Here is a 20,804-nt window from a genome sequence, read left to right as displayed (position 1 = left end):
CCCGATGAATATGATCGAAGCCTTTCGCAACAACCTGCCCACGCGCATCACCCGCGCCACCCAGGTGGTGGCCTGGGCGACGCTGGTCAGCAACATCGCCATCATCCTCACCGGAGGCGCGGTCCGGCTGACAGCCTCCGGGCTCGGCTGTCCGGAGTGGCCGCGCTGCACCCCGGAGTCCTGGGTCGCGACCCAGGAGATGGGACTGCACGGGGCCATCGAGTTCGGAAACCGGCTGTTGACCTACGTGCTGGTGCTGATCTGCGCGCTGATGTTCTTCGCGCTGCTGCGGCTGCGGCGCAGTCACCGTGCGCTGTTCCGGATGAGCCTGGTGATCCTGGCCGGGATCCCGCTGCAGGCCGTCATCGGGGGCATCACTGTGTGGACGAACCTGAACCCCTGGATCGTGGGGCTGCACTTCCTGCTCTCCGCGGCGCTGGTCATGGTCTCTACCATGCTGCTGAATCGGATCCGCCTGGAGCGGCGGGTGGCCCGCGAAGCCGTTCAGGACGCCGGGCAGCAGGCGGGCCCGGCCGCCACTCAAAGCGCCACCGCGGGCTCCGACGCGGGGTCCGGCCCGGAGTTCCAGACCAGCTCCGCCGCTGGGACTTCGGCAGACCGCGACGGCGTGGCCGGGATCCGGATGAGCCACGGCCCCTCCGACGCAGTGACCTCAGCGATGGCCCCGGTGATCCTGATCTCGACCTGGGTCTCGGTCTTCCTGGGCACTGTGGTCACCGGAACCGGCCCGCACGCCGGGGACCCCGGGTCGCCGCGGCATCTCTTCGACCCGGACCTGGTGACCCGGATGCATGTGGTCCCGGTCTACGTGCTGTGCTTCGCAGCGATCGCGCTTCTGGTGCGCCAGCATCAGATCGGCGCCGCGGCGAACCAGCGGCGCAGCGCCTGGGGACTCTTCGTCATCATCATCGCCCAGGGCGTCATCGGATACGTCCAGCACTTCACCGGGCTGCCGGTCCTGCTCGTCGGGCTGCACATGCTGGGATCGGCGCTGCTGGTGGTCACCGCCACTGCGGTCTTCGACAGCTACCGCGCCCGGTATCGCACCCGGGGCCTCTCCCACGCTCCGGCCGAGCCGGCCGGCCATCCGGGACTTGCTCAGCCCAGCCGCGCCAGCTGAGCCAGGGTCGCGTCGAGGTCCCGCGTCTGAGTCGCGGGAACCGAGTCGACTTTCGCCAGGCGCAGCTCTGAGTCCAACAGGAAGCTGATGCGCTGGGCTGCCCCGGTGACCGGATCGAAGGCGCCGTAGCGCTGGGCGATCTCGCCGTGCGGCCAGAAGTCACTGACCAGATCGAAGCTCAGCTCACCGGCCCGGGAGGCAGGGTCGGAATCAGATGCCGGGTCGGCCCGGTGCTCGGAGCGCAGCATCTCGGCGTAGGCGCGCAGACTGTGAATCGGGTCGCAGCTGATGGCCAGTACGCGCGCCGAGGTCTCACGGATGCTGCCTCGGCGCGCCGCAAGGGCCTGCAGCTCGGAGTCACAGACCCGGCTGAAGGCGAAGGGGTAGAACAGCAGCAGCACCGGTGTGCCACGGAGCTGATCAAGCTCGAGCACCTCCCCGTGCTGGGTGCGCCCCGAGAATTCCGGCGCCGGCTCGCCGATCCTCGGGAGCCGCGAGCCAGTCACTGCTTCTTGCGGCCCATCAACCGGGTGGCGGCCCAGTGGGTGCTCACTCCGGCGGAGGAGGTGACATGCAGTCCGGCGTTCGGCGCCGCGTCCTGGATCTCCACCGGCGCGACATAGCCCTCGCGACCCGAACGCGGGGTCAGCAGCCACAGCACGCCGCCCTCGTCCAGGGTGGCCAGGGCGTCCACCAGCGCGTCCGTGAGGTCATCGTCGCCGTCTCGGAACCAGACCAGCACGGCGTCGACGACCTCTTGGACGTCCTCGTCGAGCAGCTCCTCGTCGAGGAGGTCCTCCAGACGGTCACGGAAGTCGTCGTCGACGTCCTCATCCACACCGATCTCCTGGACCAGCGAGTCGGGCTTGAGCCCGAGCTCCTGGAGCAGGTCGCCGAGCGAGACGACGTTCGTTCCGGCGTCGTTCTTGTGGTCCGTCGCGATGCCCGACGGATCCTCGGCTGCAGAAGCCTGACTCACCTGAGGTTCCCTTCCTCTTTCATTAGCGTCTGGAGCGCGGCTCCTCCGCAAGGGAAGGGGCCGCCACCAGCAACGTTACGCGGACCCCTGTCGGTTCGGGAAGTGCGACACCACCTGAGCGGGTAGAGTTGAGCTGAAATTCGGCCGCCAAACAACCGGCGGCAGATGACCTTGTGGGTCCCGCCCGTGGCACATCCCTGTCCGCGGAGCGCATGACCCGCCACCCTTACCCCTTGAGAGGTGACCCGTGAGCGCTGGTGAAGAGAACTCCCATATCCGCAGCGGACTGACGAACCAACTCCCGGACCTGGATCCGGAGGAGACCCAGGAATGGCTGGAGTCTTTTGACCAGCTCGTGGAATTCCACGGCACCGAGCGCGCGGAGTACATCATCCGCTCCCTGCTGCAGCGGGCCGGGGCGAAGTCCATCGAGGTCCCGATGGTCACCACCACTGACTACGTCAACACGATCCCGGTGGACCAGGAACCTGACTTCCCCGGCGACGAGGAGATGGAGCGCCGGGTGCGCCGCATCCTGCGCTGGAACGCGGCCATCATGGTCCACCGTGCCCAGCGCGGTGACATCTCGGTCGGAGGGCACATCTCCTCCTACGCCGGCGTCGCCACCCTCTACGAGGTGGGCCTGAACCACTTCTTCCGCGGCGCCGATCATCCCGGCGGCGGGGATCAGATCTTCTTCCAGGGGCACTCCTCCCCCGGCAACTACTCCCGCGCCTACCTCGAGGGTAGGCTGACCGAGGCCCAGCTCGACGGGTTCCGTCAGGAGCGCTCGAAGGCCCCCAACGGTCTGAGCTCCTACCCGCACCCGCGGCTGATGCCCGAGTTCTGGCAGTTCCCGACCGTGTCCATGGGCATCGGTCCGATGAACGCGATCTACCAGGCCCAGTTCAACCGGTACCTGCACAACCGCGGGATCAAGGACACCTCGGAGCAGCAGGTCTGGGCGTTCCTGGGCGATGGAGAGATGGACGAGCCGGAATCCCGCGGGCTGCTCCAGCTGGCGGCGAACGAGAAGCTCGACAATCTGAACTTTGTGGTCAACTGCAACCTGCAGCGCCTCGACGGTCCGGTGCGCGGCAACGGCAAGATCGTCCAGGAGCTGGAGGCGTTCTTCCGCGGCGCCGGCTGGAACGTGATCAAGGTGCTCTGGGGCCGCGAGTGGGACGAGCTGCTGGACAAGGACGAGGACGGCGAGCTGGTTCGGGTCATGAACGAGACCCTCGACGGCGATTACCAGACCTATAAGGCGGAATCCGGGTCCTTCGTGCGCGAGCACTTCTTCGGCCGGTCCGCGAAGACCAAGGAGCTCGTCGCGGACATGTCCGACGACGACATCTGGAACCTCAAGCGCGGCGGACACGACTATAAGAAGGTCTACTCCGCATACAAGGCGGCCACAGAAGCCACCGGCAAGCCCACCGTGATCCTGGCCCAGACGGTCAAGGGCTACGGACTGGGCCCGAGCTTCGAGGGGCGCAATGCGACCCACCAGATGAAGAAGCTCACCGTCGATGACCTCAAGCGGTTCCGCGACACGCTGCGGATCCCGGTCAGCGACGAGCAGATCGAAGCCGATCCCTACAACGTGCCGTACTACCACCCCGGTGCGGACTCCGAGGAGGTCAAGTACACCCTCGAGCGTCGTCAGGGCCTGGGTGGATCGGTTCCCGAGCGTCGCACCGCCGGCGAAGGGCTGATCCTTCCCGAGGCGAAGACCTATGCGCAGGCCAAGAAGGGCTCCGGCAAGCAGAAGGCCGCCACCACCATGGCGCTGGTCCGGCTGCTGAAGGATCTGATGCGGGACAAGAACATCGGGCACCGGATCGTGCCGATCATCCCGGATGAGGCACGCACCTTCGGGATGGACTCGTTCTTCCCCACGGCGAAGATCTACAACCCCAAGGGGCAGAACTACATCTCCGTGGACCGCGAGCTGATGCTGGCGTACAAGGAGTCCCCGCAGGGTCAGATGATCCACCCGGGCATCAACGAGGCCGGAGCCACTGCGGCCTTCACCGCGGCCGGCACCTCCTACGCCACCCATGGCGAGACCATGATCCCGTTCTACATCTTCTATTCGATGTTCGGGTTCCAGCGCACCGGTGACTCCTTCTGGGCTGCGGCGGATCAGCTGGCCCGCGGCTTCATCATCGGTGCCACGGCCGGGCGCACCACGCTGGTGGGCGAAGGTCTGCAGCACCTCGATGGGCACTCCCCGCTGCTGGCGGCGACCAACCCCGCGGTGAAGCACTTCGACCCCGCGTTCGGCTATGAGATCGCGCACATCATGGAGAACGGGCTGTACGAGATGTACGGCGATCATGACGGTGACCACAACGTGATGTACTACATCACCGTCTACAACGAGCCGGTCCAGCACCTTCCCGAGCCTGAGGGCCTGGACATCGAAGGTGTCAAGCGCGGGATCTACCGGCTCTCCGTCTCGGAGCAGGACGGCCCGAAGGTCCAGCTCCTGGGCTCCGGAGTCGGTGTGCCCTGGGCCAAGGATGCCGCCGAGATCCTCGCCGAGGAGTGGGGCGTCTCCGCCGATGTGTGGTCGGTGACCTCCTGGAACGAGCTGCGCCGCCAGGCGCTGCATGTGGAGCAGTCAGCCATGCTGGACCCCGAGCGGGAGCCCGAGGTTCCGTTCGTGACCCAGCAGATGGAAGGCGCCGAGGGTCCGATCATCGCGACCAGCGACTTCGCCACGCAGGTCCCGGATCAGATCCGGCAGTTCCTGCCGAACCGTTTCGCGACGCTGGGCGCCGACGACTTCGGCTTCTCCGACACCCGGGCCGCAGCCCGGCGGCACTTCAAGATCGACGCCCACTCGATGGTGGTGCGCGCGCTGCAGATGCTCGCCGAGGACGGCGACATCGACGCCTCCGTCCCGGTCGAGGCGATGAAGAAGTACGACCTGGGCAACGTCAACGCCGGCGCCTCCGGTGAGGTCGAAGACGGCTGATCCCCACCACCCCGGCTGAGCCGGGGCTCAGATGAGCGCCAGAAGGGCCCGGAGCAGCAGCTCCGGGCCCTTCTGCGTCGCTGGGCCCATGCCGCCGGGGCCTGCCGCGCTGCTGGGCCCATGCCGCCGGGGCCTGCCGCGCTGCTGGACCGCACCGTGGCGCGGACCGCCTCGCTGAGTGCCGCAGGCCCCTGAGCAGCCCTCCACCACCCTCGGATCGGTGTTTGTAGGGATCGCACAACTGGCGGGTCACCGGCACACGCCCTAGGCTCCAGAGCATGACTGCATCTGCTCCGACGACACCCGGGCCCGTACCGGTCTCCTGGGAGGCCCTGGAGGTGCTCCGCTCCGACGCGGGCAACCTCACCCACGAGGTCAACTGCCATCTGGAAGAGACCCTCACCTGGTACCGCCAGCTGAGCACCGATGAGCGCGCCTCGCTGCGCCTGATCGCGCAGCGCGGCATCGGGGGGCTGATCACGTGGCTGGAGAACCCCTCCTCACGCTCGCTGCCCCTGGTCAACGAACTGCTCGGCAGCGCCCCGACCGACCTGATGCGCACCATCTCGCTGCAGCGTGCGCTGCAGCTGATCCGCAGCATCGTCGAAGCCGTGGAGCAGCGACTGCCCGGCCTGGTCCCGGCCCAGGATCAGCAGCTGATGCTCGAGGCGGTGCTGCGCTACTCCCGTGAGGTCGCCTTCGCGATCGCGGACGTCTACGCGCGCGCCGCAGAGTCCCGCGGGGCATGGGACTCCCGCCTGGAGGCGCTCCTAGTGGACGCGGTGCTGCGCGGGGAGCCTGCGGAGCAGATCGCCTCCCGGGCCGCGGCCGTGGGGTGGCGCAGCCACGAGGGGGTCGTCGTCGTCGTCGGGGAGGCCCCGGAACAGGCCGACGCCGTGTTCATCTCGCAGCTGCGCCGGCAGTGTGTGCGCTTCTCCGCCGATGCTGTCGTCGGGGTCCACGGTGACCGGCTGATCCTGCTCCTGGGCCGGGTCACCGAGCTCGAGGCGGGCCTGGAGCGGATCATCCCGCGCTTCGGCGCAGGCCAGGTGGTCTTCGCCAGCTTCGCCGGGTCGATCAGTCAGGCACACGCCAGCGCACAGTCAGCCTTCATCGGGTTCGGCGCCGCAGGGGCCTGGACCTCCGCCCCGCGCCCGGTGGCCGCGGAGGACCTGCTTCCGGAACGGGCGCTGTGCGGGGACGAGACCGCGAAGACTGCGCTGCGCGAGAGCATCTTCGAGGTGCTCCGCGCGGCCGGGAACGGGCTGCTCGAGACCGTCACCGCTTACCTGGAGGCCGGCCATTCGCTGGAGGCCACGGCGCGCGAGCTCTTCGTCCACACCAACACCGTGCGCTACCGGCTTCGCCGGGTCACGGATGTCACCGGGTGGGACCCGGTGAACCCGCGAGACGCCTACGTGCTGCAGACCGCCCTCGCCGTAGGACGCCTCTGACCACGCGTTGTAGGGTACCTACAAACGCCACGTGCGAGCTTGGTGAGCCCATGACCGCCGAAAACCACCCCCCATATGGGAAGTTGGAGTTGTGCTTGCCATAGTTTGCCCCGGACAGGGGTCCCAGACCCAAGGCTTCCTCTCGGAATGGATCCGTGACGAGGCCTCCCGCGCCGCACTTGACGCCTACTCCCAGCACTCCGGCACCGACCTGGTCACCCATGGGACCGTCTCTGACTCCGAGACGATCCGAGACACCGCCGTCGCTCAGCCGCTGATCGTGGCGGCCTCCCTGCTCAACGCCTCCGCGCTGGACCTCTCGGCGCTGAACCCGGAGCGGGTGCTCTTTGCAGGACACTCCGTGGGAGAGGTTCCCGCCGCGGTCCTGGCCGGGGTGCTCACCCACCAGCAGGCGCTGGAGTTCATCAAGGTGCGCGCAACTTCAATGGCGGCCGCAGCAGCCGCGGTGCCCACCTCCATGGCGGCCGTGGTCGGCGGGGCAGAGGACGAGGTCCGGCAGGCGATCGCCGACGCCGGGCTGACCCCCGCCAACGCCAACGGCCCGGGGCAGATCGTCGCGGCCGGGGAGCTGGACAAGCTCGCAGCGCTCGAGGCCAACCCACCGACTCGCGCCCGGGTGATCCCACTCACGGTGGCCGGCGCGTTCCACACCGACTTCATGGCTCCCGCGCAGCAGTCCCTCGCCGCCGCCGCAGCCGAGTTCACGGTCACCGATCCCCTCCACCGGCTGATCTCCAACCGCGACGGCGGCTATGTCACCTCTGGAGAAGAGGTCCTGCAACGCCTGGTGGATCAGGTGACCCGACCGGTGCGCTGGGACCTGTGCATGGAGACCATGGCAGACGCCGAGGTCACCGGCGTCCTGGAGCTGCTGCCCGGCGGCACGCTCACCGGCCTGGCCAAACGCGGGCTCAAGGGCGTGAAGTCCCTGGCCGTGAAGACTCCCGCAGACATCGACGCCGCTGCGGAATTCATCGCCGAGCATGCGGGTTGAGCCGAAGGGCCCGTGCTCCACGGGCCCACAGACCCCCTGCTCCGGCGACCCCGCCGGGCAGCTGCCCGCCCATGACCTATGAAGGACGTTGACGTGACTCCAGCTCTGAAGCAGCCCACCGCCATAGCGGGCACCCGTGTCATGGGCCTGGGTGCCTATCGTCCCGACGTCGTGATCGACAACGAGCAGATCTGCCAGTGGATCGACTCCTCCGACGAATGGATCCAGAAGCGCACGGGCATCAAGACCCGGCACCGCGCCCCGCGCGAGGTCTCCGTGGTGGACATGGCCGAAGGTGCCGCCCGGGAGGCGCTGGAGCACGCCGGGATCTCCGGGGATCAGCTCGGCGGAGTCATCGTCGCCACCGTCACGCATCCCTTCGCAACCCCCTCAGCGGCCGCCGACCTCGCGCACCGCCTCGGTGCCACCCCGGCGGCGGCGTTCGACGTCTCCGCGGCCTGCGCCGGGTACTGCTACGGAATCGGACAGGCCGACGCCATGGTGCGCGCCGGGCTCTCCCGCTACGTCCTGGTCGTGGGCGTGGAGAAGCTCTCGGACTTCATCGACAACCATGAGCGCACCATCTCCTTCCTCCTCGGCGACGGCGCCGGGGCGGCGATCATCGGTCCCTCAGAGGAACCCGGGATCTCCCCCTCGATCCTCGGCTCCAACGGCGAGAAGTGGGAAGCCGTGGCGATGGACAGCACGCTGCTGAACTTCCGCGACGCCCTGTCTCGGGCGCGGGAGACTCAGGACGCGACCGAGCTGCTCGACGCCGAGAACCGGTACTGGCCCACGCTGCGCCAGGACGGGCCCACCGTCTTCCGCTGGGCCGTCTGGGAGATGGCGAAGGTGGCTCAGCAGGCGCTGGACGCCGCCGGGATCACCGCCGATGACCTGGTGGCGTTCGTCCCGCACCAGGCGAACATGCGCATCATCGACGAGATGGTCAAACAATTGAAGCTTCCTGAGCATGTGAAGGTCGGCCGAGACATCGTGGACGCGGGCAACACCTCCGCGGCCTCGATCCCGCTGGCCATGCACCGTCTGCTCAAGGAGAACCCAGAACTCTCCGGCGGTCTTGCTCTGCAGATCGGCTTCGGAGCCGGACTGGTCTACGGCACGCAGGTCATCCGGCTGCCCTAGACCCCGGGTCCGGGCCTGCGTGGCAGACCCGGAACAGATCCATCCTCAACCCGAAGAACCACCTACAGAAAAGGAGCCGCTGATATGGCTGACAAGAACGAGATCCTCGCAGGCCTGGCAGAGATCGTGAACGAAGAGACCGGCCTGGAGACTGAAGAGGTCCAGTCGGAGAAGTCCTTCACCGAGGACCTGGACATCGACTCGATCTCGATGATGACCATCGTGGTCAACGCCGAAGAGAAGTTCGACGTCAAGATCCCCGACGAAGAGGTCAAGAACCTGGCCACCGTCGGTGACGCCGTGGACTTCATCGCCAACGCCAAGGGCTGATCCAGCTCTGATCCGAGCGGGAGGGCTGCGGCGCAGCGCCGAGCCCTCCCCTCCACTCCCCCACCTGCTCTCCCACATTCATTGAGGTAGATCCATGACACGTCGTCTTGTCATCACCGGTCTCGGCGCCACGACCCCCATCGGCGGCGACGTGCAGACGCTCTGGACCAACGCACTTGCCGGCACGCCCGGGGCCAAGACCCTGGAGCACGACTGGGTCGAGAAGTACCAGCTGCCGGTGACCTTTGCCGCGGAGGTCTCCATCGAACCGGCCGAGGTGCTCTCCAAGCCCGAGACCCGTCGGATGGACCGCTCCACGCAGCTGGGCATGGTCGCCGCCCGGCAGGCCTGGGAAGACGCCGGCCTCGGTCGCCCCGGCGATGAAGGCTACGACCTGGACCCCGAGCGGGTCGCCGTCTCCTTCGCCACCGGCATCGGCGGGGTCTGGACGCTGCTCGACAGCTGGGACACTCTGCGCGAGCGCGGGCCGCGCCGGGTGATGCCGATGACGGTCCCGATGTTGATGCCCAACGGCGCCGCCGGGGCGATCAGCCTCGACCTGGGCGCTCAGGGCGGCGCGCGCACCGCGGTCTCGGCCTGCGCCTCCGGCGTCGAGGCGCTGGACGTGGCCCTGGAGATGCTGCGCAAGGGCGACGCCGACGTCGTCCTGGCCGGTGGCACAGAGGCCGCCATCCATCCGCTGCCCATGGCGGCGTTCAGCTCGCTGCAGGCACTCTCCAAGCGCAACGACGACCCCGCAGCGGCGTCCCGACCCTATGACCGGGACCGTGACGGCTTCGTCATGGGCGAGGGGGCAGGCGCTCTGGTGGTCGAGACCGAGGAGCACGCGAAGGCTCGCGGCGCGACGATCTATGCCGAACTGGCCGGATCCGCGATCACCTCGGACGCACATCACATCACCGCTCCGGACCCGGAGGCGCTGGGGGCTTCGCGTGCCCTGCGCCGGGCGCTGGACTCTGCCGGCGCCGAGCTGGGCGAGGTCACCCATGTCAATGCTCACGCCACCTCCACCCCGGTCGGTGACAAGCCGGAGTACGCAGCCCTGAAGGCGGTCTTCGGTGACCACCTGGAGAACATCTGCGTCTCCGCGACGAAGTCCCAGACCGGGCACCTGCTGGGAGCGGCCGGTGCCGTGGAATCAGTGCTGACCGTCAAGGCCCTGCACGAGCGGCGCGCCCCGGTCACCATCAACCTGGAGCACCAGGACCCGGAGATGCCGCTCGACGTGGTCGCCGGTAAACCGCGTGAGCTTGGAGACCGCCAGCAGGTCGCACTGTGCAACTCCTTCGGCTTCGGCGGGCACAACGCCGTGGCCGCGTTCCGCAGCTACTGAGCCGCTCCACCCCGGCGGAGCCGCTCCCCCGCGAAGGACCCGATCATCGGCGGGCGCCGCCGCGCAGGAAAAGACCCCCGGCCGGAATCCTCAGGGATTCTGACCGGGGGTCTTCGCTGCTTCACAAGGAAGCTGCCGCGGCTGGGAAGCGATGGCCCCCGACGGGGGCGCTGGGCGGCAAGTCTGTGCTAGTGCTGGCCTGGCGCTGCAGGGCCGGCGGGCTGCGGTGGAGGACGCAGGCCGCGCAGGCCTCCGCTCAGCTGACCACCTGGTGCAGCCAGTGGACCGGTGCTCCCTCTGCCGCGTGGCGGAAGGACTCGAGCTCCTCGTCCCAGGCCTCACCCAGGGCCAGGGAGAGCTCCTGATAGACCACGGAGGGGTCGCCGGCGCCCATCTCGTAGGCGTAGCGGATCCGATCCTCGGACACCACGATATTGCCGTGCACATCGGTGGTGGCGTGGAAGATGCCCAGCTCAGGCGTGTGCGACCAGCGTCCGCCGTCGCAGCCTGGCGAGGGGTCCTCGGTGACCTCGAAACGCAGATGGTTCACCGCGCGCAGCGCAGAGGCCAGGGTGGCACCGAGTCCAGCGGGGCCCTCCCAGGAGAGCTCCGCGCGGAAGTCACCGGGCGCGGCAGGCTGAGGGTGCCATGTGAAATCCACTCGCGAGTCGACCGCCGAGGACACCGCCCATTCGACATGAGGGCAGAGCGCGGCAGGCGCCGAATGGATGTGAAGCACACCTCGGGCCGTATTTTGAGACATATCCATCCTCCACTGTGCTGTTGGTACGTCTTCCCCTACGACCAGACAGCAGCCAGATGGCTGATGGTTCTACTCTCCTGCACAGGTTAACATCTTGTGCGGCGAGCAACACTACTGATCTTAACAGATCCAGGTCAGATCGTTTTCTCAGGCGCGAGGATGGGCCTGCCCGTAGGCGTCGCGCAGCGTGTCGATGGTGACGTGCGTGTAGAGCTGAGTGGTGCTCAGGGAGGCGTGACCCAGCAGCTCCTGGACTGTGCGCAGATCGGCGCCGCCTTCGAGCAGATGGGTAGCCGCCGTGTGTCGCAGCGCATGCGGGCCACGGGCGGCTGTGGTGCCCAGCCTGGCCAGCTGAGCGTCGACGACGCGCCGGACCGTGCGCACGTCCACCCGTCCGCCGCGGCGACCCAGGAAGCACGCCTGCGCCGAGGCCGGGGTCGCAAGCTCGGGGCGTCCGTGGCCGAGCCAGGCTCGCAGCGCGGACTCGGCGGGCACGCCGTAGGGAACGATCCGCTCCTTATTGCCCTTCCCGAGCAGTCGCACCATTCGCCGCCCGGTCTCGAAGGAAGACAGATCCAGTCCGCTGAGCTCAGAGACTCGCATACCGGTGGCGTAGAGCAGCTCTACCATCGCGGCGTCGCGGAGGCTCAGCGCGTGCGCGGCGTGATCCGGGGCCTCCGCGTGAGCGATCTCCTGCGCCGCTTCGGCCAGGTGACCGGTGAGCTGCTCCACGTGCTGGTGCTGCAGCACATCGGGCAGGTGGTCGCTGCGCCGCGCGGTCCGCAGTCGGACGGACGGATCCTCGGGCAGGTGGCCGCGGCGGTGTGCCCAGGCGGTGAAGGCCCGCACCGAGGCTGTCTTCCGGTTCAAGGTGTTTCTGCTCAGCCCGGCCTCATGCAGCTCTCCCAGCCAGCTGCGGATCCCGGCGAGGCGCAGCTGTTCCAGCGGGCCTCGGCGCTGGGCGAGCTGGAGGAGGTCGCTGCGGTAGGCGCGGATCGTCTGCGCGGAGAGGCCGCGTTCGTGACGGAGATGATCGATGAACGCTGTGATCAGCTCGGGTTCTGCCGCGGCGGCGGGCTCTGCTGATTGATCCTGCACGGGGGCCATGGCGAAAGTCTACGACCGCCTGACAGATCCCGTGGTTCGGCGCGCACCGGCCCTGGCGGCACTGCACGCGCCGCCGCACTCTGCGCGCTGACCTCATGCCCGCCCCCACTGTCCGTTGACGTCTCTGGCGTGGCCGGAGCGCTGAAGTCGAGTCAGCTCGGCGAGTACCTTGGGCAGCGGCAGACCGGCGACCGCCGAGAGCTTGCCCGGGGCGCTCAGTCCGCGTCTGGGCAGAGCGTCGAAGAGCAGCCGCTGGGCCTCATCGAGTCCGTCCTGCGGATGCTTCTGCCCGGCCGGCATGGGCAGCACGGGTTGGACGGCACCCCGGGACGGGGTGTGTGCTGGCACGGCTCCGGTGACCAGACCCAGCACGTCGGCTGCGTCGCGGACCAATTGGGCCGGGGTCTCCCGCAGCAGCCGATGGCAGCCGGCTGATGAGGCCGAGAAGATGCTCCCGGGCACCACGCCGACCTCTCTGCCCAGGGTGAGCGCATGGTGGGCAGTGGACTGCGCGCCGCTGCGCCACCGCGCCTCGGTGACCACGGTGACCATGCCCAGTGCGGCGATGAGTCGGTTCCGCTGCAGGAATCGATGCCGCGTAGGTGCAGATCCGGGTGCCATCTCGCTGAGCAGCAGTCCCTTCGCCGCCACCTCTCGGAGCAGGCTCTCGTTTCCGGCCGGATAGAACCGGTCCAGTCCGCCGGCCATGACCGCGAGCGTGGGCGCCCTGCCGGCGTTCGCCGTGGAGCACGACCGCGCGGCCGACTCCGATCCGGGTGCGGAGCGTGAGGCTTGTTCCAGTGCTGTGCGCAGCGCGACTCGGTGCGCTGCCGCGTCGACACCGTAGGCGCCGCCGGAGACCACGCAGAGTCCCGCGCGCACCAGATCCTCGGTGAGCTCCGCAGTGACCCGGATGCCGTAATCGGTGACCTCCCTGGACCCGACGATGGCCACGGTCCGATTCGGTCCGGGGAGCCGGTTCAGCGATACGTCCTCGGGTTCCTCGCCGCCACGGAACCAGAGCGCCACGGGGGCCGATGGTCCGAGGTCCTGCAGCTGCTGCGGCCAGCCCGGGTCCTCCGGCATCAACACGCCTCCGCCCAGTCTGCCCATGGCCGCAAGGTCGGCGGCGGCATGGAGCTGACCACAGCGGGGGCGCCATCGCGCGAGCCCCTCGCGAAGATCGCGCTGGCGGGGCCCCAGTCCCGCTGACTCTGCGGCCTCGGCGAGCCTCTGGCGTTCCGAGGCCGAGGATGTGCGTCCGGAGGTGATCAGCGCATGCAGGGCCTCTGCGCCGAAGCGCTCCAGCGCGAGGCCGGCGAGAAGATCGCCGGGTTCGATCAGTCGGGACAGGTCTGCGCGGACGATCCGCTGGGGGGTTGCTTGCAGGGGCTCAGGTGTCATCGGTTCTCCCGGGTTCAGTGGGTCTGGGACCTCTGGCGCAGCTGCAGGGCGGCGTCGACCTCATCGACCCCCGGCCGGTCCTGGTCCATCAGGTCCGCGATGGTCCAGGCCAGCCGCAGCACGCGGAGATAACCGCGCAATGAGATCGACGCCTTGTCCAGGGCATCGTCGATGTCTCTTGTAGACCCCGCGGGCAGCTTCAGTTCTCCGGTGAGCAGCTGCATCGGAGCCTGGGAATTGGTCCGCAGCCCCCATGGCCGCAGGCGCTCCGCCTGCGCCGCGCGGGCTTCCAGGACCCGGGCGCGGACTGCCGCCGAGCTCTCCCCCGGCGGACCGAGGGCCGCAGCGGCTGATCGGGGCCGATCCACCTGGATCTGCAGATCGATGCGGTCCAGCAGAGGACCCGAGAGACGCGCCATGTAGTTTCGCCGTTGAGCCACCGAGCATCGACACCGCGTCCCAGAGCCCACATTGAGACCACAGGGGCACGGATTCGCCGCGAGCACGAGCTGGAAACGGGCGGGGTAGGTCACGCTGCCAGCGGATCTGTGCAGCGAGATCCTCCCGGTCTCCAAGGGCTGGCGCAAGGCGTCGAGGGCGGGCCGAGGAAACTCGGGAGCCTCGTCGAGGAAGAGCACCCCCTGATGCGCTCGGGTCACCGCCCCAGGGCGGGCGATGCGGGCTCCACCACCGACGATCGCCGCCATCGAGGCGCTGTGATGCGGAGCCTGGAACGGCGGGACCCGGCGCAGCCTGGTGACAGTGCGCGGATCTGCCGAGATCGATTCGATCGCGGTGGCTTCCATCGCCGCCTGGTCATCCAGCGGCGGCAGAATCCCCGACATCCGCTCCGCCAGCATGGTCTTGCCAGCCCCGGGAGCACCGATCAGCAACAGGTGGTGGCCACCCGCCGCCGCCAGCTCCAGAGCGAACCGCGCCTCCTCCTGACCTCGCACCTCCGCGAGGTCGGGGCCGGGATCACCGAGGGCACCCTCACCGTCGTTCCCTGAAAGGAACGACCCGAGATGGTCCTGAGCAGCACTTGCCGCCCGGCGCGGATCCAGGACGGCGCCGGCGTCCGCTGAACGCTCTGCACCCCAGCGTTCGAGCCCGAGCGAGTCACGGCGGACCCGCGGTCTGAGCGCGACCGACGCGAAGGATGTCACGACCTGACCCACATGTGAGCCAGCGAGAACCGTCATCCCCGGCACCAGAGCAGCCTCCTGAGCATTCTCCACTGCGACCACCACGGTCTGTGCGCCGGCAGCCTGGGCCGCAGCCACCGAGGGAAGCACGCCGCGGACCGGGCGGAGACGCCCGTCCAGACCCAGCTCCGCGAGGAACACGACCTCAGCCGTGCCGCTGACCTTCCCGTCAGCTGCCCAGGCGCTCATCAGGATCGCGAGGTCAAGCACCGAGCCGGACTTCGGCAACGACGCCGGAAGCAGATTGACGGTGAGCCGACGGGCAGGGAGATCGAGGCCGGCGTTCTTGGCCGCGGAGCGGATCCGGTCCTGGCTCTCGCGCAGTGACGCGTCAGGCAGGCCCAGCAGGATGAATGCGGGAAGTGCCCGGCCGACGTCGGCCTCTACCTCGATCAGATGACCGTCCATGCCGAAGAGGACCACCCCACGTGCGCGACCCATGCTCATCAGCTGACGCCCTTGAGGTGTTCCACGCCGCGGATCAGATGCTCCGCAGCGTGTGCCTCCGAGGTCCCGCTCAGCACCACAGCGACGACGTCGACTCGGCGCCGCTCGTGCAGCCGGTGCACGGCGGCGCAGTATTCCAGCAGCAGCCGGTGCAGCCGGGCGAGCTTGGGGCCCGTGATCGCCTCAAAGGGGTGGCCGTAGCCGCTGCCCCGGCGGGTCTTGACCTCCACGGCCACCAGGTGGGCGCCGTCCCTGGTGATCAGGTCCAGTTCACCGCGCGCACCGCGCCATCGGCGTTCGAGGATCTCATGACCCTGCCGGGACAGATACTCGGCCGCGATCTCTTCTCCGATGATGCCCGTGACGTCCTTGGCTCGCATCTGCGCTCCTCTCTCAGGAACACCAGCATCGGGCACGCGTCGCGGACCCGGCAGCGACACCGGAGTGCTGTGGAGGAGAGGCCCGGCGCAAGACGGCAGATCCCACCTGGGGCAGACTGAGCCCGATGGCGCGCCGCGTGCCGGATCAGCCGAGAGAGCGACGGATCAGACGCCGAGGTTCCAGCTCAGCCGGTGCTGGGCGGTGACGCCGAGCTCCAGCAGCGCGCTGCGGTGGCCCTGGGAGCCGTAGCCGCGGTTGGAGTCCCACCCGTACCCGGGATGCTCGACGGCGAGCTGCTCCATCAGCTGATCGCGCTCCAGCTTGGCGAGCACCGAGGCGCAGGCCACCGTCAGGGACTTGATATCTGCCTTGACCATGGTCTGCACCCGGGGCGAGGCCCCATGGGTCAGCCAGTCATAAGACCCGTCCAGGATCACGGCATCCAAGGGTCGCCCGAGCTGGAGCTCTACCGCGTTGAGCCCAGCGAATCCGGCGGCGCGCAGCGCCCCGTTGATCCCCAGCGCGTCGATCTCTCGTGGCGCCCGGTGCTGGACGCTGTAGGCGGCGGCGTGTTCGCAGATGTGCGGATGCCAGCGCTGCCGCGCCTTGGCGCTGAGCAGCTTGGAGTCGCGCACGCCGTCGAGCTGAGAGCAGACTCCGCTCACCCTCGGCGTCTGGGCGAACACCGGGGAGGCAAGGTCGAAGACCACCACTCCGATGCTGACCGGACCGGCCAGGGCGCCCCGACCGACCTCGTCGATGCCGGCGATGTAGCGGACGTTGCGCTGAGCGGCGATGGCCAGCTCTGGCAGCAGCGTGGCGTTCTCAGGCATCAGCGCGCAAGAGCGGCGGAACGGGTGCTCATGGCGCGGGAACCGACTCGAACGGGTCCCGCTCGGTCCCGCCGTCACCGAAGTGATCCAGCGGCCAGATCACGGCGCTGGATCGACCGATGACGTCTTCCAGCGGGACGGCTCCCATATCGGGTTCATCCACGTGGGAGCGTGAATCGGCGGAGTTCCCGCGGTGATCCCCAAGAAGCCAGACGCTGTCTTCCGGGACGGTCACCGCGAACTCGCCTTCGCTGGGGACATCGCCGGGGAAGATATAGGGCTCTTCGATCGGCTCGCCGTTGACCAGGATCCGTCCCTGGTCGTCACAGCACTCGACCTCGTCTCCGCCCACCCCGACGACCCGCTTGACCACGAAGTGTGAGGAGGTGTCGGGCATCAGGCCGAAGAAGATCATCGCGTCCTGGAAGGTGTTCGTCTCGATCTGGGTCCCGGCGCCCCACCACTGGCGGGTGTCCTCGAAGACGACGACGTCCCCGCGCTGCACCTCCATGACCTCAGGCGCCAGCAGGTTCACGATGATCCGGTCATCGACCTGCAAGGTGGGCTCCATCGACTCCGAGGGGATGTAGAAGGCCCGGAAGAAGAAGGTCTTCACCACGAACGAGATGACCAGGGCGAACACCAGGATCGTGGCGATTTCGATCAGGAATGCCGTCAGCGGGTGTCGGGCCTCGCGGGCCTGACGACGTCGTTCTCGACGGCTCTGCGGCTGTGCTGCCGGAGACGTGTCACTGCTGCTGATGATCGACCTCCGGGAGTTCTCGTCGTTCGCTCCAGGGCCAGAACACGCCGGTGACGCGGCCCAGGATGCGGTCCTCGCTGATCATACCCCCGCCAGGTGCGCCCAACAGCGCGCGGGAATCCAGCGACTCCTCACGGTTGTCCCCCATCACCCAGAGGCGACCAGGGGGCACCTCGGCCTCGAAGCTCAGCTCCGAGGCGGGCATCTCGGCCGAGACCTCGCGGCCCAGATAGTCCTCCTGAACTGGTTCCGCGTTGACCGTGAGCGCTCCGGAGTCGGTGCAGCAGGCGACGGTGTCACCGCCGGTGCCGAGCACCCGCTTGACGTAGGTCGCTGGCGGCGTGGCGAGGCCGAACCAGTGTCCGACGCGTGCGGCGAGCTCCTCCAGGTTCGATCCGCCGCCCTCGTAGGGGGTGAAGGAGCCCTCACCGTCGAAGACGATCACATCCCCGCGCTGCACGCCCTCGTCCCCGGGGTAGCGCTTCTCCACGAGGATCCGCTCCGCATCTGCCAGGGTGGGCTCCATGGAGACCTGCGAGACGGTGTAGACGTCGACCACGAACAGGCGCAGCCCGGTGGCCACAAGCACCGCGAGCACCACGGTCGCGGCGAGCACCGTCCAGGACGGGAATCTTCCGGGTCGGGCGGACCGCCTGATACGCCGAGAACCCCGAGCCGCCGAGTCGGACTCGGAGTGCTCAGGGTTCTCTGCGCTGTTCATACGACGTTCAGGCTCTCAGCGGTGCGCCGAAGCTGATCCGTGGATCAGGCTTCGGTGACCTCTTCGACCTTCTCGCCCTGCTGGCGAGCAATGGTGGACTCACGCTTCTCCTTGATGCGTGCAGCCTTACCATGGCGATCGCGCATGTAGTAGAGCTTGGCGCGGCGAACGTCACCGCGGGCCAGGACCTCGATCTTCTCGGTCACTGGGGAGTGCACCGGGAAGGTACGCTCCACGCCGACGCCGAAGGAGACCTTGCGGACGGTGAAGGTCTCGCCGACGCCGTGGCCCTGGCGACCCAGGACGTAGCCCTTGAAGACCTGAACACGGGTGTTCTTGCCTTCGATGATGTTCACGTGCACGCTGACCGTGTCGCCGGGGCCGAACTCCGGGATGTCGGTGCGCAGGCTGGCTGCGTCGATGAAATCGAGCTTATGCATATGTCTCTCCTTGAACGAGCGCCACAGGTCATTCGTTCGGGTTGCGACCTCTCGGCGGGCGCTCGTGGCGCCGCGCACGCCGGAGTCCGGCGCAGGTCAAGTCGCGAAGATCCGGATCGGGAGGAATTCCCGCTCCGGCGGCCCGTCTGTTGACGCTCATCCCCCATGGCAGATGAAGCCGCCCAGCAGGCACGGTGGTCAATTCTATGTCAGATTCTTCTCCTGTGCGACCACGTGCTTGGCCCACAGATCTGGTCGTAGCTTGCGGGTGCGGACATCCTGTTGCTGCGCCCGCCAGGCCGCGATCTTCGCGTGATCCCCGGAGAGCAGGATCTCGGGCACATCGAGGCCGCGCCAGCGCGCGGGTTTGGTGTAGACCGGGTACTCCAGCAGCCCGTGCGCATGGGACTCCTCCGCCAGCGACTCTGGGTTGCCCAATACCCCGGGGATCAGCCGGGTGATGGCTTCGACCATCACGACGACGGCGGACTCGCCGCCGTTGAGCACATAGTCCCCGATCGACATCGGGCGCACGTCGAAGTGCTGCGGGGCCCAGTCCAGCAGTCGCTGATCGATGCCCTCGAAACGCCCCGGAGCGAAGACCAGGTGCTCGGTGCGGGCCAGCTGCTGCGCGGTGTGCTGGGTAAGCACCTCCCCGGCCGGGGTGGGGATGATCAGGGTCGGCCGGCCTTCGGAGCCTGGAGACTGCGCGTGGGCCGGGGGCTGGGCCTGGGTGAGCACATGCTCCAGCGCCAGCGCCCACGGCTCGGGCTTCATGACCATCCCGGCGCCTCCGCCGGTGGGGGTGTCATCCACGCTGCGGTGCTTGTCGAAGCTGAAGTCGCGCAGCTGGTGCCGGTGCACGGCGAGCCGTCCCTCGCGCTGGGCCTTCCCGATCAGTGAGAGGTCCAGGACGTCGAAGAACTCGGGAAAGATGGAGATCAGGTCGATCCGCATGGCGTGCCTGCCGCTCAGAACAGGCCGGCCGGCGGGGTCAGCACGATGCGCCGATTCTCCACGTCGACCTCGGGGACGAGCTCTTCGACGAAGGGGACCATGACTTCCTCGCCGCTGCCGGAGGTGACCACGAGCAGGTCTTGGGCGGCTCCGGTGAGCAGCTCCTTGAGCGTGCCCAGGGGCTGGCCTGCGGCGTCCACGCAGGAGAAGCCTGCGAGCTCGTGGCTGTACCAGCCGTCCTCGTCGGTGTCCTCCAGTGCGGGGACCGCGACGTAGAGGGTGGAGCCGCGCAGGGCTTCGGCGCTGTCGCGGTCGCTGATCTCCGCGAAGCTCAACAGCGCGATGTTCTTGTTCCATCGCTGCCGGGTGATCGTCAGCGTGGTGGTGTTGCGATCCAGGGTCTGGGCTCCGGGGGTGCGGATCAGTTCCGCCCCGGGGGCCAGACGCTGCTCCGGCTCATCGGTGTAGAGCTGGGCGGTGACCTCGCCGCGGATCCCGTGGGGTTTGCCGATACGAGCGACCCGCAGGCGCTCTGCCGAATCTGGCAGTGCCTGCGGGTCGGTCTCGTGTGCTTCCTGGCCTGGTGTGCCAGCAGTCATGGTGCAGTCCTCGGATCGCTCAGCGGCTGCGGTCGGTGTCGACCACGTCCACCCGGACATCGCCCCCACCAGGGAGCGCGGAGACCACAGTGCGCAGTGCCTTGGCGGTGCGCCCGGCCCGGCCGATCACTCGACCGAGGTCATCGGGATGAACCCGTACCTGGAGCACGTCGTAGCGACGCCCGCCCTTACGGCGGACATCGACGTCGTCCGGGGCATCCACGATGCCGCGGACCAGGTGTTCGAGCGCGTCACTCAGCACTGCATCAGCTCCCATGATTACTCGGCGTTCTCCTGCGAAGCAGACTCAGCTGCCTCTTCGGCAGGAGCCGGAGCCTTGGACTTCTTCTCCTGGATGACCGAACCCTTGCTGGGAGCGACGAACTCCTCCTTGGGGGCCCGGGTGCGCAGAGTGCCCTCGGAGCCTTCGAGGCCCTTGAACTTCTGCCAGTCACCAGTGACCTTCAGCAGTGCATTGACCTGCTCGGTGGGCTGGGCGCCCACGGAGAGCCAGTACTGAGCACGCTCGGAATCGATCTCGATCAGCGAGGGCTCCTGCGTCGGGTCGTACTTGCCGATCTGCTCGATCGCGGCGCCGTCCCGCTTGGTGCGGGAGTCGGCGACGACAACACGGTAGAACGGTGCACGGATCTTGCCCATGCGCTTCAGACGAATTTTAACTGCCACTTGAGTGGTCCACTCCTGTTTCTTGTTTCAGGGGCGCGGTCAGGCAACAGATTGCGTGGGGACGTGCTGCACAATCGATGCGACCACTTCAG

The 20,804-nt window shown here is 68.2% G+C and carries 22 protein-coding genes; 7 read left to right on the top strand and 15 right to left on the bottom strand.

Annotation, left to right across the window (positions count from 1 at the left end):
• Nucleotides 1–4 precede the first annotated feature (4 nt).
• Complete coding sequence (locus HNR24_RS13915) at nucleotides 5–1,141, top strand: COX15/CtaA family protein (protein WP_259392388.1); 1,137 nt, start codon at nucleotides 5–7, stop codon at nucleotides 1,139–1,141.
• Here HNR24_RS13915 and HNR24_RS02600 read toward each other — a convergent pair.
• Nucleotides 1,120–1,647: a redoxin domain-containing protein gene (locus tag HNR24_RS02600; RefSeq protein ID WP_182494933.1), complete on the bottom strand. Its 528-nt coding sequence runs from the start codon at nucleotides 1,645–1,647 to the stop codon at nucleotides 1,120–1,122. The genes HNR24_RS13915 and HNR24_RS02600 overlap by 22 nt on opposite strands.
• The gene (locus tag HNR24_RS02595) at nucleotides 1,644–2,120 is read right to left on the bottom strand and encodes a DUF3052 family protein (RefSeq protein WP_083504914.1); all 477 of its coding nucleotides are present in this window, start codon (nucleotides 2,118–2,120) and stop codon (nucleotides 1,644–1,646) included. The genes HNR24_RS02600 and HNR24_RS02595 overlap by 4 nt, the downstream gene beginning before the upstream one ends.
• Nucleotides 2,121–2,367: 247 nt before the next feature.
• Between HNR24_RS02595 and aceE the strand changes: the two genes are divergently transcribed.
• From aceE to fabF, 6 genes are all read left to right on the top strand, one after another.
• Complete coding sequence (gene aceE / locus HNR24_RS02590) at nucleotides 2,368–5,106, top strand: pyruvate dehydrogenase (acetyl-transferring), homodimeric type (RefSeq protein WP_182494932.1); 2,739 nt, start codon at nucleotides 2,368–2,370, stop codon at nucleotides 5,104–5,106.
• 278 nt (nucleotides 5,107–5,384) lie between these two features.
• Nucleotides 5,385–6,560: a PucR family transcriptional regulator gene (locus tag HNR24_RS02585; protein ID WP_058889084.1), complete on the top strand. Its 1,176-nt coding sequence runs from the start codon at nucleotides 5,385–5,387 to the stop codon at nucleotides 6,558–6,560.
• Nucleotides 6,561–6,651: 91 nt separating this feature from the next.
• The gene (locus HNR24_RS02580) at nucleotides 6,652–7,575 is read left to right on the top strand and encodes an ACP S-malonyltransferase (protein WP_182494931.1); all 924 of its coding nucleotides are present in this window, start codon (nucleotides 6,652–6,654) and stop codon (nucleotides 7,573–7,575) included.
• A 141-nt stretch (nucleotides 7,576–7,716) separates the two neighbouring features.
• Nucleotides 7,717–8,721: a beta-ketoacyl-ACP synthase III gene (locus HNR24_RS02575; protein WP_246310664.1), complete on the top strand. Its 1,005-nt coding sequence runs from the start codon at nucleotides 7,717–7,719 to the stop codon at nucleotides 8,719–8,721.
• Nucleotides 8,722–8,805: 84 nt separating this feature from the next.
• Nucleotides 8,806–9,051 carry an acyl carrier protein gene (locus HNR24_RS02570; protein WP_058889081.1) on the top strand — a complete coding sequence of 82 codons (246 nt, stop codon included), beginning with the start codon at nucleotides 8,806–8,808 and terminating at the stop codon, nucleotides 9,049–9,051.
• A gap of 94 nt (nucleotides 9,052–9,145) precedes the next feature.
• On the top strand, nucleotides 9,146–10,405 hold the full coding sequence (fabF, locus tag HNR24_RS02565) for a beta-ketoacyl-ACP synthase II (protein WP_182494930.1): 1,260 nt from the start codon (nucleotides 9,146–9,148) through the stop codon (nucleotides 10,403–10,405).
• 256 nt (nucleotides 10,406–10,661) lie between these two features.
• Here the strand turns inward: fabF and HNR24_RS02560 are convergent, their stop codons facing one another.
• From HNR24_RS02560 to rpsP, 13 genes are all read right to left on the bottom strand, one after another.
• Nucleotides 10,662–11,168, bottom strand: a complete 507-nt coding sequence (locus HNR24_RS02560; RefSeq protein WP_058889079.1) for a DUF3145 domain-containing protein — start codon at nucleotides 11,166–11,168, stop codon at nucleotides 10,662–10,664.
• Nucleotides 11,169–11,315: 147 nt separating this feature from the next.
• Complete coding sequence (locus HNR24_RS02555; protein WP_182494929.1) at nucleotides 11,316–12,275, bottom strand: tyrosine recombinase XerC; 960 nt, start codon at nucleotides 12,273–12,275, stop codon at nucleotides 11,316–11,318.
• Between the two features lie 93 nt (nucleotides 12,276–12,368).
• Nucleotides 12,369–13,679 (bottom strand): DNA-processing protein DprA, encoded by a 1,311-nt coding sequence (locus HNR24_RS02550; RefSeq protein ID WP_182494928.1) that lies wholly within the window; start codon nucleotides 13,677–13,679, stop codon nucleotides 12,369–12,371.
• 14 nt (nucleotides 13,680–13,693) lie between these two features.
• The gene (locus HNR24_RS02545; protein ID WP_182494927.1) at nucleotides 13,694–15,331 is read right to left on the bottom strand and encodes a YifB family Mg chelatase-like AAA ATPase; all 1,638 of its coding nucleotides are present in this window, start codon (nucleotides 15,329–15,331) and stop codon (nucleotides 13,694–13,696) included.
• Nucleotides 15,331–15,711, bottom strand: a complete 381-nt coding sequence (locus HNR24_RS02540) for a YraN family protein (protein WP_182494926.1) — start codon at nucleotides 15,709–15,711, stop codon at nucleotides 15,331–15,333. The genes HNR24_RS02545 and HNR24_RS02540 overlap by 1 nt, the downstream gene beginning before the upstream one ends.
• 165 nt (nucleotides 15,712–15,876) lie before the next feature.
• Entirely contained in the window at nucleotides 15,877–16,545 is a 669-nt protein-coding gene (gene rnhB, locus HNR24_RS02535; RefSeq protein ID WP_182494925.1) for a ribonuclease HII, read from the bottom strand.
• A 28-nt stretch (nucleotides 16,546–16,573) separates the two neighbouring features.
• Complete coding sequence (gene lepB, locus HNR24_RS02530) at nucleotides 16,574–17,308, bottom strand: signal peptidase I (protein WP_375139288.1); 735 nt, start codon at nucleotides 17,306–17,308, stop codon at nucleotides 16,574–16,576.
• Nucleotides 17,295–17,924, bottom strand: coding sequence for a signal peptidase I (gene lepB / locus HNR24_RS02525; protein ID WP_310735366.1), 630 nt, complete (start codon nucleotides 17,922–17,924; stop codon nucleotides 17,295–17,297). Before lepB (HNR24_RS02525) ends, lepB (HNR24_RS02530) begins: the two co-directional genes overlap by 14 nt.
• Nucleotides 17,925–18,073: 149 nt before the next feature.
• Entirely contained in the window at nucleotides 18,074–18,469 is a 396-nt protein-coding gene (gene rplS, locus HNR24_RS02520) for a 50S ribosomal protein L19 (protein WP_058889071.1), read from the bottom strand.
• Between the two features lie 204 nt (nucleotides 18,470–18,673).
• Entirely contained in the window at nucleotides 18,674–19,426 is a 753-nt protein-coding gene (gene trmD / locus HNR24_RS02515; protein ID WP_182494923.1) for a tRNA (guanosine(37)-N1)-methyltransferase TrmD, read from the bottom strand.
• 14 nt (nucleotides 19,427–19,440) lie between these two features.
• On the bottom strand, nucleotides 19,441–20,025 hold the full coding sequence (gene rimM, locus HNR24_RS02510; protein ID WP_182494922.1) for a ribosome maturation factor RimM: 585 nt from the start codon (nucleotides 20,023–20,025) through the stop codon (nucleotides 19,441–19,443).
• A 19-nt stretch (nucleotides 20,026–20,044) separates the two neighbouring features.
• Complete coding sequence (locus HNR24_RS02505; protein WP_036476533.1) at nucleotides 20,045–20,287, bottom strand: RNA-binding protein; 243 nt, start codon at nucleotides 20,285–20,287, stop codon at nucleotides 20,045–20,047.
• Nucleotides 20,288–20,304: 17 nt separating this feature from the next.
• The gene (gene rpsP, locus HNR24_RS02500) at nucleotides 20,305–20,712 is read right to left on the bottom strand and encodes a 30S ribosomal protein S16 (protein ID WP_179442590.1); all 408 of its coding nucleotides are present in this window, start codon (nucleotides 20,710–20,712) and stop codon (nucleotides 20,305–20,307) included.
• Nucleotides 20,713–20,804: the final 92 nt, after the last annotated feature.

It is taken from the genome of Nesterenkonia sandarakina (assembly GCF_014138825.1).
Taxonomy (GTDB): domain Bacteria; phylum Actinomycetota; class Actinomycetes; order Actinomycetales; family Micrococcaceae; genus Nesterenkonia; species Nesterenkonia sandarakina.
This window is presented reverse-complemented; position numbering and strand designations above follow the sequence as displayed.

What these genes read in the sequence shown, in the direction of transcription:
- rimM (WP_182494922.1), bottom strand. Translation starts at nt 20,025, where the DNA reads ATGACTGCTGGCACACCAGGCCAGGAAGCACACGAGACCGACCCGCAG.
- HNR24_RS02540 (WP_182494926.1), bottom strand. Translation starts at nt 15,711, where the DNA reads ATGCGAGCCAAGGACGTCACGGGCATCATCGGAGAAGAGATCGCGGCC.
- HNR24_RS02555 (WP_182494929.1), bottom strand. Translation starts at nt 12,275, where the DNA reads ATGGCCCCCGTGCAGGATCAATCAGCAGAGCCCGCCGCCGCGGCAGAA.
- HNR24_RS02575 (WP_246310664.1), top strand. Translation starts at nt 7,717, where the DNA reads ATGGGCCTGGGTGCCTATCGTCCCGACGTCGTGATCGACAACGAGCAG.
- trmD (WP_182494923.1), bottom strand. Translation starts at nt 19,426, where the DNA reads ATGCGGATCGACCTGATCTCCATCTTTCCCGAGTTCTTCGACGTCCTG.
- HNR24_RS13915 (WP_259392388.1), top strand. Translation starts at nt 5, where the DNA reads ATGAATATGATCGAAGCCTTTCGCAACAACCTGCCCACGCGCATCACC.
- HNR24_RS02545 (WP_182494927.1), bottom strand. Translation starts at nt 15,331, where the DNA reads ATGAGCATGGGTCGCGCACGTGGGGTGGTCCTCTTCGGCATGGACGGT.
- HNR24_RS02585 (WP_058889084.1), top strand. Translation starts at nt 5,385, where the DNA reads ATGACTGCATCTGCTCCGACGACACCCGGGCCCGTACCGGTCTCCTGG.
- HNR24_RS02560 (WP_058889079.1), bottom strand. Translation starts at nt 11,168, where the DNA reads ATGTCTCAAAATACGGCCCGAGGTGTGCTTCACATCCATTCGGCGCCT.
- HNR24_RS02570 (WP_058889081.1), top strand. Translation starts at nt 8,806, where the DNA reads ATGGCTGACAAGAACGAGATCCTCGCAGGCCTGGCAGAGATCGTGAAC.
- HNR24_RS02550 (WP_182494928.1), bottom strand. Translation starts at nt 13,679, where the DNA reads ATGACACCTGAGCCCCTGCAAGCAACCCCCCAGCGGATCGTCCGCGCA.
- rplS (WP_058889071.1), bottom strand. Translation starts at nt 18,469, where the DNA reads ATGCATAAGCTCGATTTCATCGACGCAGCCAGCCTGCGCACCGACATC.
- fabF (WP_182494930.1), top strand. Translation starts at nt 9,146, where the DNA reads ATGACACGTCGTCTTGTCATCACCGGTCTCGGCGCCACGACCCCCATC.
- rnhB (WP_182494925.1), bottom strand. Translation starts at nt 16,545, where the DNA reads ATGCCTGAGAACGCCACGCTGCTGCCAGAGCTGGCCATCGCCGCTCAG.